Source organism: Leucobacter sp. NPDC077196 (genome assembly GCF_040687075.1).
Classification (GTDB): Bacteria; Actinomycetota; Actinomycetes; order Actinomycetales; family Microbacteriaceae; genus Leucobacter.
This window is the reverse complement of the sequence record NZ_JBFBML010000023.1, coordinates 12,696-27,357: the sequence shown is the minus strand read 5'-3', so window position 1 is coordinate 27,357 and position 14,662 is coordinate 12,696. Positions and strand designations below refer to the sequence as shown.

The window sequence follows — 14,662 nt, the reverse complement described above, 5'->3', positions numbered from 1 at the left end:
CGCCCACGCAAAACGCTCGGCTGGAAAACTCCAGCCGAGCGTCTGCTAGAACTTGTCTAGTTCAATCGGTGTTGCGACCACCCCTTGAATCCGCCGAGCCCGGCGGGCCCCGACTCGTCGAGTGCGAGCAGCGAGGTGTCGACGAGCCGTTCGAGCGCGGCGTCGCTCATGCCGAGAAACGCTCGCCGCTTCGGGGCGCCCGCAAGCACTCGGTGGTTGGCCGCCTGTTGCATCCACCCGATGTCTTCGGCAGCGACCACGTGCACGGTGCCGCGCATCGGCCACGACCGCACAATACGGCGCTCGGCGAACGCCGCCTCGACGTCAGCGACGGTGGCGCCGGGCGCCCGCGAGCCTAGCGCCCAGCGGGCGGATCGCCAGTCCTGTCCCTGCAGCGCGAGCATGCGGTGCGCGACGCCGGCGATGCGTTGGGCGCAGGTCGATGCTTCGAGCGTGCGCGGCCAACTCGTGTCGCTCAAACCGAGTGCGAACATGCGCAAGCGGAGCACATCTTCGAGGGAGAGGAACTCGCTCATGCGCTCAGTGTAGGGCGCAGCGCCGACACGCAGACCAGCGCGGTGCAAGGGGCAGCCTCGCTACCCTGGAATCACCCCGTGCGACGCCTCGCCGCCCGGAGCGACTGAGCGGAGCATCCATGGCGAAGACCATCATCATCACCGGCGCGAGCGACGGCATCGGGGCGGCCGCCGCGCGTCAGTTGCACCGCGATGGACATACGGTGGTGCTCGTCGGACGCTCACCTGAAAAAACACGGGCAATCGCAGCTGAGCTGGGCGCCCCGTACTTCCTCGCCGATTTCGCCGATCTCTCGCAGGTGCGTGCGCTCGCCGCAGCGCTGCTCGACGAGTACCGCAGCATCGATGTGCTCGCGAACAACGCCGGGGGCATCATGGGCGATCGTGCGCTCACGGTCGATGGATACGAGAAGACGTTTCAGGTCAATCACCTCGCCCCGTTTCTGCTCACGTCCCTGCTGATGCCGGCGCTCACCGCCGGAGGTGCGACCGTCATTCAAACGGCGAGCCTCGCCGCGCGCGCCTTCAGTCGTTTCGACATCACCGATCTGCAGAACGCACAGCAATATGCGCCCCAGCGTGCGTACGGCAACGGCAAGCTCGCCAATATTCTGTACACCTCGGAACTGCAGCGCCGGTACGGCGACCAGGGCATCTTCGCCGTCGCATTCCATCCGGGCGTGGTGGCGAGCAGCTTCGCGAGCGACACGACGCACCTCATGCGGCTCATCTACCACAGCCCGCTGAAGCGACTGTTCACGATCAGTGCGGAGAAGGGCGCCGATCAGCTCGTGTGGCTCGCCGAAGGCCAGCCAGGTTCCACGTTCGAGCCCGGGGCGTACTACGAGTCTCGGGCGATCGCAGCAAAGGTGAGCCCTGAGGTGCATGACCCTGAACTCGCGCGCGAGTTGTGGGAGCAGTCCGCAGCGCTCGTGTAGGGCAGCCCGGGCGCCGCGAACCGACTAGAACCGCGCTCGTGCGTACTGCGGCGGTACGAGCGCGTCTGCCGACGGAGCGCGCAGCTCATGCGCCCATGAGATCGGCAAGTGCGGGTTGGTGAGCAGTGGGCGCCCGAGCGAGATGATGTCGGCCTGCCCGGTGGCGAGAATTCCCTCCGCCTGCTCCGCGCTCGTGATGAGCCCGACCGCGCTGATGGGAAGGGCGCCGGTCTTCCGCAGCTGCGCTGCGAGCGGCACCTGGTACGACGGGCCCACCGGAATCGGAGCGCCCGGCGTATTGCCGGCCGTCGAGGTGTCGACGAGATCGGCCCCGTCCTCCGCGAGCCAGGTCGTCACGCGGGCCGCTTCGGCCGCGTCGAATCCGCCGTCGAGCCACTCGGTCGCCGAGACGCGCACCACGATCGGCAGCTGCGGGTGGGCCGCGCGAATGGCGCGCACGATTTCTCGGAGCAACAGCGCTCGCGCGGCGAGATCGCCGCCGTACGCATCGGTGCGCTCGTTGGAGAAGGGTGAGAGGAACTCGTGGATGAGGTAGCCGTGTGCGGCGTGAATCTCGACGACATCGAACCCGGCGGCCACCGCGCGGCTCGCCGCGTCGACGAACGACTGCACCAGCTCGGCGATCTCGGCCGTTTCGAGCGCGCGAGGCTCCGCAAAGTCACCAAAGCTGAGCGCCGATGGCGCAACGGTCTCCCATCCGCCGTCTGCGACCGGAACCGAACCATCGGCGAATCCCGGGAGCGAAGGATACGTCGATCCCTTGCGGCCGGCGTGCGCCAACTGGATGCCGATCTTCGCGCCGTGCGCGTGAACCGCGTCGACGATGCGCTTGAGCGGCGGAAGCTGCGTGTCGGCCCAGATACCGGGGCAGCGGGGGCTGATACGACCCTCGGGCGCCACAGCCGTCGCCTCCATGAAGACGAGGCCGGCGCCGCCGCGCGCGAACCCGCCGAGGTGCTGCAGGTGCCAGTCACCGACGTTGCCGTCCTCCGTCTCGACCGAGTACTGGCACATCGGCGCCACCCAGAGTCGATTGCGGATCTCGAGATCGCGGAGTGTGAACGAGCGGAAGAGGAGTGGATCTGCCATAGCCAGTGAGCCTACTCCCGGCATGCGACATTCACGATGCGGGGAAGAAGAACAGTGAGTGGTACGTTGCACCTTTCGACACCATCGATGGAGGCGCCCCCGACGTGACCGTGCTGATCCGCATTCTGAAGTTCACGCGATCGCTCGCGCCCTATTACGCCGGCATCATGATCGCGGCGGCGGTCGTCACGGCGGCCGGTCTCGCGGTCCCGTTCATCACGGGCCGGGCGACCGACGTCATCTCTGGTGCGCTGGGCAACGCGGCGAGCGGCGGCGGCGCAGCACCCGACGTGGTTTCGGCGGCGATCGGCTCGGTGATCCTGCTCGCCGCGGCGCTGCTCGCCGTCAGCCTGATCGAGGCAGGGGTGGGCAATCTCGGAGGATACTGGGGCGACGTGATGAGCGCGAAGATGCGCACCATTCTCTCGACTCGCTACTTCGAACAGCTGCTCGCGCTGCCGCAGCGCTATTACGACAACGAACTCACGGGCACCATCGTGGCGCGCCTCAATCGGTCGATCTCAGAGGTCACGAACTTCATGAAGTCGTTCTCGAACATGTTCGTCACCATGATGCTGACCACCATCGCGGTGCTCGCGATCAGCGCCTGGTACTACTGGCCGCTCGCCGTGCTCCTCGCGATCGCCTACCCGGTGTACCTGTGGCTCACCGCGTTGACGAGTCGGAAGTGGCAGCGACTCGAGGGCGACAAGAACGGGCACGTCGATGTCGCCTCCGGCCGTTTCGCCGAGGTTGTCGGGCAGATGCGCGTCGTCAAGTCCTTCGTGACCGAGCGGCGCGAACTCAGCGCCTTCAGCGAGCGTTTCCGGTCGACCGAGGCACTCACCGACGAGCAGTCCAAGCACTGGCATCGCATGGATGCGCTGCGCCAGGGCGTGCTTCACGTCATCTTCTTCGGGCTCTACACGATCATCTTCGTGCGCACGGTGCTCGGCTTCTTCTCCCTCGGCGAGATGGTGATGCTGGTGCAGCTGATGTCGATGGCGCGGCAGCCGGTCACGAGTCTGAGCTGGGTGGTCGATACCGCGCAGCGCGCGATCGCGGGGTCGAAGTCGTACTTCGAGGTGATGGATCTCGATCCAGCGAGCATCGACGGTGGGGGATCGCGCCCGGTTGCTCTGGAGCAGGGCAACGAGCCCGGGGCGCGCGGCGAGAGCACTGCTGATCCTGAATCGGTATCCGATTCCACACCCGAACCTGCGGTCGCGTTCCGCGGGGTGCACTTCGGCTACGACGACGACGCGAACGTGCTCTCCGACATCTCGTTCGAGGTCGCACCGGGGGAGCGCGTCGCATTCGTGGGCGAATCGGGTGGAGGCAAGACGACGCTCACCAACCTGCTCATGGGGCTCTACGGCGTGAGATCGGGCACGATCGCGGTCGCCGGCTCGGGATCGGCCCTCGACTCGCTGCGTCGCGAGATCGGCGTGGTGTTTCAGGAGCCGGCGCTGTTCTCGGGCACGATCGCCGAGAACATCGCGTACGGCCGGCCGGAGGCGACTCGTGAGGAGATCGAAGCAGTGGCTCGGCGCGCAGCCGTCGACGTATTCGTGCAGAAATTCGCGCAGGGCTACGACACGCTGATCGGCGAACGCGGCATGAAGCTTTCGGGAGGTCAGAAGCAGCGCATCGCCGTGGCGCGGGCCATGCTGAAAGATGCGCCGATTCTGGTGCTCGACGAGGCGACCTCGGCGCTCGACACCAAATCGGAGCGGTTGGTGCAGGCCGGGCTCGAAGACCTGATGGTCGGGCGCACGACCCTCATCATCGCGCACCGGCTGTCGACGATCGCCGAGGTCGATCGCATCATCACCCTGCGCAACGGGCGCATCGATGAGATCGGCTCGCCCGCCGAGCTCGCCGCATCGGGTGGAATCTACGCCGAACTGCTCGCGCTGCAGGCCTCTCCGGCGAAATCGGATCGCAAACGACTCCGCGAGCTCGACGTCGTGGGATAGTGCCGACACCGGGCCGGACTCGCCCGGCCGCGGCCAATGTCCGAGGTCTATGACAGTCTTGTGGTGTGTCGCCGCCCGCCCGGAGACCGCCCGGAGACCGCTTGTGAGTTCGTGAAGGAGGCCCTCGTGCACGAGATCATGTGCCCGCACTGCCAGAAGGCGTTCACCGTCGATGAGGCGGGGTACGCCGACATCGTGAAGCAGGTGCGCGACAGCGAGTTCGAAGCGCAGTTGCACGAACGCCTGGCGCTCGCAGAGCAAGACAAGCGGCAGGCCGTGCAGTTGGCGGAGGCGGCGGCTGCAAGTCGAATGCAGCAGGCCGAAGCAGCGAAGGAAGCGGAGATCCAGCAGCTTCAGGCGCGGGTCGAAGCGAGTGCCACGGCGCAGAAACTCGCGGTGGCCGAGGCGCTCGGCGCGGTCGAGAAGGACCGCGATGCTTTGGCGAACGAGCTGGCTCAGTCGAAGCGCGAGCAGCAGGCGGCGATCGAGCTCGCCGAGGCCAAGCTCGCCGCAGAGGCGCAGCAGCGGGCGGCCGCGCAGGAATCGGAGTTGCAGGAGCTGCGTGCCACACTCGCTTCGCTGGAGCTGGCGCAGAAGCTCGAGATCTCGGAGGCCGTGGGGGCTGTCGCGCGAGAGCGGGATGAACTCAAGAACGGTCTGGAGCGCGCGGCGCTTGAGAAGCAGCTCGCGGAACGCTCGCTCAAGGAGTACCACGAGCTGCAGCTCAGGGATCGCGACGGGGAGATCGAGCGGCTGAAGGACTTCAAGGCGCGGCTCTCGACCAAGATGGTGGGGGAGACCCTCGAGCAGCACTGCGAGGTGACGTTCAACCAGATCAGGGCCACCGCATTTCCCAACGCGTACTTCGAGAAGGACAACGACGCGCGTACCGGCAGTAAGGGTGATTACATCTTCAAAGATCTCGATATCAGCGGTATCGAGATCGTGTCGATCATGTTCGAGATGAAGAATGAGTCGGACGGCACCGCGACGAAGCATCGCAATGAGGACTTCTTGAAGGAGCTCGACAAGGACCGCCGCGAAAAGGGATGCGAGTACGCGGTGCTCGTGTCGCTGCTCGAGCCCGAGAGCGAGCTCTACAACGGAGGCATCGTCGACGTCTCGCACCGGTATCCGAAGATGTACGTCATCAGGCCGCAGTTCTTCATTCCGCTGATCACGCTACTGCGCAATGCGGCGCTCAACTCCCTCAAATACAAGGCGGAGCTCGAGCAGGTGAAGTCGCAGAACATCGACATCACGCACTTCGAGAGCGAACTCGACAGCTTCAAGGACGCGTTCGGGCGCAATTACGACCTCGCATCGCGACAGTTCCAAGAGGCGATCAAGCGCATCGATACCTCGATCACCGAGATGCAGAAGGTCAAAGACAACCTGCTGAAATCCGAGAACAACCTGCGGCTCGCCAATGACAAGGCGCAGGGAGTCACCATCAAGAAGCTGACGCGGGGAAATCCGACGATGCAAACGAAGTTCGCTGAGCTGGAACGCGGCGACGCGGCCACGGGCGCAGAGGCCGGCCGGAGCGCGCATACATGAACCTGGGAATGATTCTCAACACGAGGCACTTCGCGGAATCCGACGAGGCATACGCCGCGTTCGAAGAGTGGGCGTGGGAGCAGCGTGCCCTGCGCCTGTACCCGGCGCAGGAGGAAGCGGTGCTCGGCATCGCCCTCGGCAGCAACGTCATCCTCGCGACGCCAACGGGAACGGGAAAGTCGCTCGTCGCCATCGGCGCGCACTTCATCGCGCTCGCCGAAGGGCGGCGCACGGTCTACACGGCGCCGATCAAGGCGCTCGTGAGCGAGAAGTTCTTCGACCTCGTCGACGTCTTCGGCGCCGACCGCGTCGGCATGGTCACCGGCGATACGTCGATCAATCCCGATGCGCCGATCCTGTGTTGCACCGCTGAGATCCTCGCGAACCTCGCCATTCGCGATCGCACTGCGGGAGACGTGACGCAGGTGGTGATGGATGAGTTCCACTTCTACGCCGAGCCCGACCGCGGATGGGCGTGGCAGGTGCCGTTGCTCCTCATGAACGACGCCCAGTTCTTGCTCATGTCGGCGACCCTGGGAGACGTATCCGAGCTGGCCGATGATCTCTCGCGTCGCACGGAGCGAGACACGGCGCTCGTCACAGGTGTGGAGCGCCCCGTGCCGCTCACCTTCTCCTACGAAGTGGCGCCGGCGCACGAGGTCGTCGAGCACCTGATCGAGGAGCGTCAGACGCCCGCCTACCTGGTGCACTTCAACCAATCCCACGCCGTCGAGCAGGCGCAGGCGCTCTCGAGCATCCGCATCGTCGACCGCGCCGGACGCGACGAGATCGCTGCCGCGATCGGCGACTTCCGCTTCTCAACGGGCTTCGGCACCACGCTCTCGCGTTTGGTGCGTTCGGGAATCGGCGTGCATCACGCCGGGATGCTGCCGCGCTATCGCCGATTGGTGGAGCAACTCGCGCAGCGCGGCCTGCTCCGCGTGATCTGCGGCACCGACACGCTCGGGGTCGGCATCAACGTGCCGATCCGCACGGTGGTCATCACGGCACTCACGAAGTTCGACGGCGAGAAGATGCGCCGGCTCTCGGCTCGCGAGTTCCATCAGATCGCCGGCCGCGCGGGCAGAGCCGGGTTCGACACCGAGGGCGACGTCGTCGCGCTCGCGCCGGAGCACGAGGTCGAGAACGCGAAGTCCGCAGCAAAGGCGGCTGCGAAGGCGAGCGGTGGCAAGAAATCCAAGCCGGCGAAGAAGAAGTCGCCTCCGCAAGGATTCGTCGCGTGGAGCGAGAACACCCTCGAGAAGCTGGTCGGATCGCAGCCCGAGCCGTTGGTCAGTCGCATGCGCGTCACGCACTCGATGGTGCTCGGCGTGATCGGTCGAGGCGAAGCTCGCGAAGGCGACGCGCTCGAGACCATGCGCACCCTCGTCTTCGACAGTCACGAGCCGCGAGCCGCGCAATACGCCCACGCACGAACGGCGATCGGGATCTTCCGCACGCTTCGGCGGGGCGGCATCGTCGAGGTGCACGTCGATGGGCGGGGTCAGCGACTTCTGCGGCTCACCGTTGAGCTGCAGTCGAACTTCGCGCTGAACCAGCCGCTCTCACCGTTCGCGCTGGCCGCGATCGAACTGCTCGATCCCGACTCCGAGACCTATGCGCTCGACGTGATCTCGATCATCGAGGCGACGCTCGAAGACCCGCGAGCGATCGTGCGCGCTCAGGAGCACAAGGCCCGTGGAGAGGCCGTCGCGGTGATGAAGGCCGAGGGCATCGAGTACGACGAGCGCATGGAGCTGCTTGAAGCGGTGACCCACCCACAACCGCTCAAAGAACTGCTCGACGAAGCGTTCATCGAGTACGTCGCCGAGGTGCCGTGGGCCCGGGACTTCGCGCTGCGGCCGAAGTCTGTAGTGCGCGACATGATCGAGCGGGCGTTCGGATTCCGCGACCTGGTGTCCTTCTACCAGCTCGGGCGATCGGAAGGCGGCGTGCTCCGGTATCTCAGCGATGCCTACCGCGCTATCGAGCGCACGGTGCCCGAGCGCGCGAAGAATCCCGAGCTGGAAGAACTCATCGACTGGCTGGGCGAACTCGTGCGTCAGGTCGACTCCAGCCTCATCGACGAGTGGGCGGAACTCTCGAACCCCGACCCCGAGGCGCACCGCAAGGCGCGGGCACTGCTCGGACTCGATGCCGATGGAGCGGATGCGGCTGTCGCGCTCGCACCCCCGACGCGGTCGGTGCTCACCAATCAGCGCGCCTTTCTCGTCATGCTGCGCAACGCGCTGTTCCGCCGCGTGCAGGCCGCCTCATTCGAGCGTTACGGCGAGCTGGCCGAACTCGATGCAGCTCGCGGTTTCGGCGAGCAGAAATGGCGCGATGCTCTCGCCGAGTATTTCGACGAGTACGACGACATCCGCGTCGATGCCGACGCTCGCGCCGCTGCTCTGCTCGAACTCGACCAGAGCAGCGCGCCCGAGGGTTTCTGGCGATTCCGCCAGGTGCTGCTCGATCCGAACGGCGACCACGACTGGGCGATCGAGGGGTCGGTCGACCTCGCCGAATCCGAAGCGGAGGGCGAACCCATCGTGCGCGTCGAGCGCGTGGGGCCGTTCGCCGGGTGAACGACGAAGCGGGGTCGGTGCGCACTGCACCGGCCCCGCTTCGTGATCCTCACCGAGCGCTCGATTACGGCCCGTCGTCGCCGGCCGCGTCTGCTGTCGCGTCACTCGAGGCATCCGCCTGCACGGCGGCGCCCGAGCCGTTCGCGCCGGTCGATGCCTCGTTCGACGAGCCCGTCACCTCCGCGATTTCGGCATCGGTGAGTACGCGCCACGGCGACTCCTGGGGCTGTACGAGCGCCGCATCGGGGCTGTCTCCGAGCGAGTACCACTTGGCCTCGAAGCCGTCACCGTCGAAGATGACGCGCTCGCCGCGCCGGTACTCCTTCGCTGAGTCCCAGTCGGGGTACGCGTCGGCTGGCAGCTTCGGACGTTCGATCGGCTTCTCGCCGGGCAGCACCGGCCCGAGCAGTGTCCATGGCTGCGAACCGTTCTCGGCGGCCAGGTCAGGCTGGTCGCCCTCGGTCCACCACTTGGCCTCGTAGACGTTGCGGTGCCAGACGACCTTCGTCTCGGCCGGGTACGAGGTGGTCTCGCTCCAAATCGGGTACGGGCTGGTCTCGGGGTCGTCTTCGACGAGCTCGACAGGCCCGTCGTTTTCGACCTCTTCCGCGACTTGCGAGATCGCACCGGTGCGGTGCTCACGCAAGATCTTCGAGAAGTCGCCCTTCTCCTGCACCACGCCGCTGCACGAATCGGAGACCTGCTTCGGATCCGGCCAGTTCGCCGAGCACTGCTGATCGCGGTTGAGCGACCACATCGACAGGCGTGCCATTCCCCGATCATCTGCGAACGCCGAGAGCTTCTCGGCATCGGCGATCGTGAAGATGTCTTTTCGGGTGTCGTTCTGCCCGATCATGGGCGTCGCCGCAACACGGCTCCACGCCGTCGCCTCGCCGATCGGGGCATCGATCTCCTGGTAGAGCGAACGCAGCTGCGACTGGGTCGCCTCGAGGCTGCTCTCTACCGCGGGGTAGAACTCCTTCTCGGTCTCGGAGTTGTAGTTCATCGTCATGACGTTGACGCCCGCGAGATCGACGCCCGCCTTGAGGTACGTGCGAATCGCCTGCAGACCTTCGAAGGTGAGCCCGTCGGGTGCGACGGGAAGGGTCAGCCAGACGTCGAGGCCCTTCTCGCGCCCGTCCTGCACGGTGCCGATAGCCTCGGCCTGGCGCGCGATGCCGTCCTCGTCCGAGAGGAATGCGCCTTCGATGTCCATGTCGATGCTCGCGAGGTCGTAGCGCTCGACGACGCTGGTGTAGCCGTCGACGAGCTTGCCCTGATCGTCGCACTCGTAGGCGATGTCGTGGTTTGCCTGGCCTCCGAACGAGACCATCGCTGATCCTCCCAGATTGCGCAGGCGCTGCAACTTGCGATCGAGATCGAGCGAGTTCTCCGCCTGGTCCATGTCGTAGTACCCGCCCCAGGATGGGCTGCAGACGTCGTCGGGCGCCGCGACGATGAACGACAGCACGACGTTCTTCTGCCCGTTCTCGCCGGGCGACTCGAAGGGAAACGACGGCGTTGCCGTCACGTCGACATAGGAGTCGAACCACGGCGTGCGCTCAGTCGCCACCTGCACGTCTTGCACCCGCGACCAGGTGTACACGCCGCCGCCGACGAGCCCCGCGAGCACGACCAGCACGATGCTGAGACGCGCCAGAGACAGTTTTCTGCCCGGATACCACTTTGCCATTACAGCCCCTCGCCCATGCCCTCGCCCGATGGTTCTGGGATACCACCTGTATCGGTCTTGTCCATCAGCTATGCTATACGAGCGTCAACACGCTTTCCCTCGGCAATCCGACTCATTTCGGGTTCTTTGGGAGGATTCACCCGCAAAGCGACCCCCGAGTGCCTGTCACGCCCGTGGGTGGATCGAAGTGCGGACACAGGTATCAAACGGGGGTTTGGGTGGCTGAGGAAACAACTGCGTCGTCGCGACGTCGACAGTGGGGCGCGGAACGGCGCTCCGAGCCGCTGGCGATCATGCATTCGCGTCCGAGCGGTGGAGCCGTCATCTGGGCGCGCGCCGCCATGGTCATCACGGTGCTCGCCTGGTTCATCTACATGATCACCACGATCGTGCGCATGGTCATCGAGGGGCCGACCGAGTCGTTCATCTTCCATGTGCAGACCTGGATCTACGGCCTGACCGTGACCGCGCTGACGTTCTCGGCACTCATGTATCTGACCGCGCGATACGGCGCGCTCGTGCGCTTCCGCGAGCATCGTCGCGTTGAGCGCGCGCTCATCGACGAGCACTTCGCCGAGTCCGACGCCGATGTCACCGTGCTGATCCCGAGCTATGACGAAGAGCCGGAGGTCGTTCGATACACGCTCTGGTCCGCCGCGCTCCAGGAGTTCCCCTCAGTACGCGTGGTGCTGCTCATCGACGACAAAGACACCGGTCTCGAGGGGGCGGCCCTCGACCGCCTCAATCAGACCCGCGGGCTGCTCGGCGAGATCGCCGAAGCGCTCGAGGCTCCCTTGCAGCAGTCGCACGAAGCGATGCGGGTGTTCCAGGAGTTGACCCCCGAGGTTCCCGGCCCCGAAGACGCGAAGCGCGCCGCCGACGCCTATGCCGCGGCCGCGACCTGGCTGGACGAGCTCGCCGCAGCTGAGAAGATCGAAGACCACATGGCCGAGTTCTTCGCAGAACAGGTGCTGCTGGGACTCTCGAACGATCTGCGCCTCACGCGGCTCGCGCTCAACGCCGCGTACGAGCAGGGCGGATCGCCTGACCGTGAGCGACTCGAACAGCTGTATCGCCGTCTCATCTGGATCTTCAGCGCCGACATGAGCTCCTTCGAGCGCAAGAAGTACGCTTCGCTCTCGCAGGAGCCCAATAAGGCGATGAACCTGAACTCGTACATCTCGCTGATGGGCGGCCGCTACACGATCTCCGACGAGACGGGCGAGCAACTGCTCGAGCCGCTTCGCGACCGCGATGAGCACGAACCCGATCTCGTTATTCCCGACAGCCGCTACCTGCTGACGCTCGACGCCGACTCCCAGCTGCTGCGCGACTACTGCGTGCGGCTCGTGTACTTGCTCGAACAGCCGGAGAACGAGCGCGTCGCGGTGACGCAGACGCCGTACTCCTCCTTCCGCGGGGCCCCGACCCGCATCGAGCGCATCGCGGGCGCGACCACCGACCTGCAGCACATTCAGCACCAGGGGCTCACCTACTTCAACGCCACCTTCTGGGTGGGCGCGAACGCGGTCATTCGCAAGGAGGCCCTCGCCGACATCGCGGTGACCGAGACCGTGGGCGGCTTCGAGATCACGACCTACGTGCAAGACCGCACCGTCATCGAAGACACGGAGTCGAGCATCGATCTCGGTGCGCACGGATGGACGCTCGAGAATTACCCCGAGCGCCTGAGCTACAGCGCGACGCCGCCCGACTTCGGGTCTCTGATCGTGCAGCGCCGCCGCTGGGCGAACGGCGGCCTGCTGATCATGCCGAAGATGTTCGAGATGATCCGCATTCGCCGAGGCACTCCGGCTCGGGTTCGGCTCACCGAGAAGCTGCTGCGCACGAACTACATGTCGTCGCTCGCCTGGGCGAGCTTCGGCCTCATCTTCCTCCTCTTCTTCCCGTTCGACTCGCGTCTGCTCAGCCCGCTCGTGGTCGCCGCCGCGTTGCCGTACTTCATCTCGCAGGCACTCGACCTGCGCGCGAGCGGTCACCGTCTCAGCGACATCTTCCGCATCTACGGCTTCAACCTCGTGCTGCTGCCGGTGAACCTCGCGGGCGTGCTGAAGTCGATGCAGCAGGGCGTCACGGGCGAGAAGATTCCGTTCGCGCGCACGCCGAAGGTCACGGGTCGCACCGCGTCGCCCGCGATCTACGTGATCCTGCCGTTCGTCATCATCGCGTTCTCGGTGCTCACCGCTTACCGCGACTTCAATCTCGGCAACTGGGGCAACTTCGTCTTCGCCGGCTTCAACGCCGTCATGGCGACCTGGGCGGCCGTCTCGTACATCGGCGTTCGTGCGGCGATCGTCGACGCGGTGCTCGGCGTGGTCGGCTGGTTGTACGTCGCGCCGAAGCCGCCGAAGGCCAAGCGCAAGAGCCTCGTCGACCCTGATGCCGAGGTCAACTGGCAGGCGATCCTCTATCACGGCGACCGGCGCCTGCGTCGCGACCTCGTGCGCACGAGCGATCGTCGTCGACGTCTCGGCGGCGTGCGCAAGGAGGTCACCGCAGTGGCCGAGCTCAGCACGGGCGGTGGATCGCGGGCGGCCGTGAACGAGGTCACCCTCGCCGCGCCGAGCACGAAGACCGATGTCACGGCCGTGATCGTGCCGACCACCGAGGAGAGCACACCGGTGGATCGGACCCGCTCCTAGTTCAGCGGCGGACCGCGGGCGGCGCCGAGGTGGGCCGCCCGCGCAGGAGTGGCGTCAGCTCGCCTCGGCGCCCCGCGCGGCGTCGACGAGGAACTGCGCGGCACGGTCGCCGGTGACGCCGAGACTGCGCAGCCGTTCGACCGCCTCGAGCGCGACGCTTCGTGCGGCCGCATCGACGGGATCGTCGCCGAGCGACACGAAGGTGCCCGCCCGGCCGCGCCCCTCGATGATGCCGTTCGCTTCGAGGGCCCGATACGCCGAGGCGATCGTGTTCGCGGCGAGCCCGAGGTGCGCCGCCAACCCGCGCACGGTGGGCAGCTTCGCCCCGGGCGCCAGGCGTCCTGCGGAGATCGCGCGCACCACCCCGTCGTGGAGTTGGCGATACGGCGGCTCGGGGGATCCGGCGTCGATGACGAAGAGGTCGAGTGCGGCGTCGCTCATACCGACAGGGTAGCGGGGCGGGGCGGGGGAGCGGACGGGGCGCATGCCGTGATCGCTGCCGCGAATCGCACTAGACTCGCCCCATGCGTCTTGGAGTGATCGACGTCGGATCAAACACCGTCCACCTGCTCGTTGTCGACGCCCATCCGGGCGCGAGCCCGGTTCCGTTCCACTCGCAGCGCTCGGTGCTGCGGCTCATGCGCTACCTCGACGCCGAGGGAGCCATCGCCGAGGAGGGCGTGGTGCGCATCGTGGAGGCGATCCGCGAGTGCGCGGAGATCGCCCGTGAGATCGGCGTCGACGACCTCATCTCGACGGCGACCAGCGCGATCCGCGAAGCGGCCAACGGCGAGGACGTGCTGGCGCGCGTCACTCATGAAACCGGAATCGTGCTGCGCGTGCTCTCGGGGGAGGACGAGGCGCGCATCACGATGCTCGCCGTGCGTCGTTGGCTCGGCTGGTCGGCGGGTGAAGTGCTGCTGTTCGACATCGGCGGCGGTTCGTTCGAGATCGCTCAGGGCGCCGATGAGTACCCCGACGTTCAGGTCTCGCTGCCGCTCGGCGCCGGGCGATCCACCATCAACTACCTCGCAGAGGATCCGCCGTCGCGCGAGGCTGTCTCGCGCTTGCGCGCTCACGCTCGCGCCGAGTTCACGAGGGTGCGCGACGAACTCTTCGCCGATCGGCCACGGCCGAAGCGCGTGGTGGGTACCTCGAAGACGATCCGCTCGCTCGCGCGGCTCGTCGGCGGCCCGTCCGACCCCGTCACGGGCGACCTCGCGCAGCTGCACTACGTCGGCCTGCGCGAGTGGGAGCCGTCGCTGCGCGAGATGCCCGGCGCCGTGCGCGAGTACCTGCCCGGCATCACGCCGGAGCGCGGGTATCAGATCATGGCGGGCGCCGTGGTGCTGCGCACCGCGATGAAGGTGTTCGGGGTCGAGACGCTCACGATCTCGCCGTGGGCGCTGCGGGAGGGCATCGTGCTGAGGTACATCGATGCGCTCGACGGCCGCGGGGCTGACCCCGTGCGCAAATCGGGGTGAGGCGGTGGGGCCTCAGAGTGCGTTGGGCGTCCGGGCCTCGGCCCATCGTGCGTTGAAAGCGCAGTTGAGGTCCCTCGCGCGCCGACCAGGGTGCCGAACTGCGCTTTCGCG

At 66.5% G+C, this 14,662-nt stretch carries 10 protein-coding genes; 6 read left to right on the top strand and 4 right to left on the bottom strand.

Going from position 1 to position 14,662, the window contains the following annotated elements; genetic code table 11:
• Window positions 1-56: 56 nt before the first annotated feature.
• Window positions 57-536, bottom strand: coding sequence for a crosslink repair DNA glycosylase YcaQ family protein (locus AB0O71_RS14640; protein WP_363746475.1), 480 nt, complete (start codon window positions 534-536; stop codon window positions 57-59).
• A 119-nt stretch (window positions 537-655) separates the two neighbouring features.
• On the opposite strand from AB0O71_RS14640, the gene AB0O71_RS14635 reads away from it, so the two are divergent.
• Window positions 656-1,474, top strand: coding sequence for an SDR family NAD(P)-dependent oxidoreductase (locus tag AB0O71_RS14635; protein WP_363746473.1), 819 nt, complete (start codon window positions 656-658; stop codon window positions 1,472-1,474).
• A gap of 24 nt (window positions 1,475-1,498) precedes the next feature.
• Here AB0O71_RS14635 and AB0O71_RS14630 read toward each other — a convergent pair whose 3' ends face one another.
• Window positions 1,499-2,584 carry an NADH:flavin oxidoreductase/NADH oxidase gene (locus AB0O71_RS14630; RefSeq protein ID WP_363746471.1) on the bottom strand — a complete coding sequence of 362 codons (1,086 nt, stop codon included), beginning with the start codon at window positions 2,582-2,584 and terminating at the stop codon, window positions 1,499-1,501.
• Between the two features lie 104 nt (window positions 2,585-2,688).
• Here AB0O71_RS14630 and AB0O71_RS14625 point away from each other — a divergent pair, with 104 nt between their 5' ends.
• The 3 genes from AB0O71_RS14625 (at window position 2,689) to AB0O71_RS14615 (ending at window position 8,711) form a co-directional block, all read left to right on the top strand.
• Window positions 2,689-4,563, top strand: a complete 1,875-nt coding sequence (locus tag AB0O71_RS14625; RefSeq protein ID WP_363746479.1) for an ABC transporter ATP-binding protein — start codon at window positions 2,689-2,691, stop codon at window positions 4,561-4,563.
• 126 nt (window positions 4,564-4,689) lie between these two features.
• On the top strand, window positions 4,690-6,123 hold the full coding sequence (locus AB0O71_RS14620) for a DUF2130 domain-containing protein (protein ID WP_363746469.1): 1,434 nt from the start codon (window positions 4,690-4,692) through the stop codon (window positions 6,121-6,123).
• A complete protein-coding gene (locus tag AB0O71_RS14615; RefSeq protein WP_363746467.1) occupies window positions 6,120-8,711 on the top strand; it encodes a DUF3516 domain-containing protein in 2,592 nt (863 codons plus the stop codon). The genes AB0O71_RS14620 and AB0O71_RS14615 overlap by 4 nt, the downstream gene beginning before the upstream one ends.
• A 64-nt stretch (window positions 8,712-8,775) precedes the next feature.
• On the opposite strand, the gene AB0O71_RS14610 is transcribed toward AB0O71_RS14615, so the two are convergent.
• On the bottom strand, window positions 8,776-10,404 hold the full coding sequence (locus tag AB0O71_RS14610; RefSeq protein ID WP_363746465.1) for a glycosyl hydrolase family 18: 1,629 nt from the start codon (window positions 10,402-10,404) through the stop codon (window positions 8,776-8,778).
• A gap of 218 nt (window positions 10,405-10,622) precedes the next feature.
• Here AB0O71_RS14610 and AB0O71_RS14605 point away from each other — a divergent pair, with 218 nt between their 5' ends.
• Complete coding sequence (locus tag AB0O71_RS14605) at window positions 10,623-13,067, top strand: glycosyltransferase family 2 protein (protein ID WP_363746463.1); 2,445 nt, start codon at window positions 10,623-10,625, stop codon at window positions 13,065-13,067.
• Window positions 13,068-13,121: 54 nt separating this feature from the next.
• Here the strand turns inward: AB0O71_RS14605 and AB0O71_RS14600 are convergent, their stop codons facing one another.
• A complete protein-coding gene (locus AB0O71_RS14600) occupies window positions 13,122-13,508 on the bottom strand; it encodes a GntR family transcriptional regulator (RefSeq protein WP_363746461.1) in 387 nt (128 codons plus the stop codon).
• An 83-nt stretch (window positions 13,509-13,591) separates the two neighbouring features.
• Here AB0O71_RS14600 and AB0O71_RS14595 point away from each other — a divergent pair, with 83 nt between their 5' ends.
• Window positions 13,592-14,551, top strand: a complete 960-nt coding sequence (locus AB0O71_RS14595; RefSeq protein WP_363746459.1) for a Ppx/GppA phosphatase family protein — start codon at window positions 13,592-13,594, stop codon at window positions 14,549-14,551.
• Window positions 14,552-14,662 lie beyond the last annotated feature (111 nt).

What these genes read in the sequence shown, in the direction of transcription:
- AB0O71_RS14630 (WP_363746471.1), bottom strand. Translation starts at nt 2,584, where the DNA reads ATGGCAGATCCACTCCTCTTCCGCTCGTTCACACTCCGCGATCTCGAG.
- AB0O71_RS14640 (WP_363746475.1), bottom strand. Translation starts at nt 536, where the DNA reads ATGAGCGAGTTCCTCTCCCTCGAAGATGTGCTCCGCTTGCGCATGTTC.
- AB0O71_RS14595 (WP_363746459.1), top strand. Translation starts at nt 13,592, where the DNA reads ATGCGTCTTGGAGTGATCGACGTCGGATCAAACACCGTCCACCTGCTC.
- AB0O71_RS14610 (WP_363746465.1), bottom strand. Translation starts at nt 10,404, where the DNA reads ATGGCAAAGTGGTATCCGGGCAGAAAACTGTCTCTGGCGCGTCTCAGC.
- AB0O71_RS14635 (WP_363746473.1), top strand. Translation starts at nt 656, where the DNA reads ATGGCGAAGACCATCATCATCACCGGCGCGAGCGACGGCATCGGGGCG.
- AB0O71_RS14615 (WP_363746467.1), top strand. Translation starts at nt 6,120, where the DNA reads ATGAACCTGGGAATGATTCTCAACACGAGGCACTTCGCGGAATCCGAC.
- AB0O71_RS14600 (WP_363746461.1), bottom strand. Translation starts at nt 13,508, where the DNA reads ATGAGCGACGCCGCACTCGACCTCTTCGTCATCGACGCCGGATCCCCC.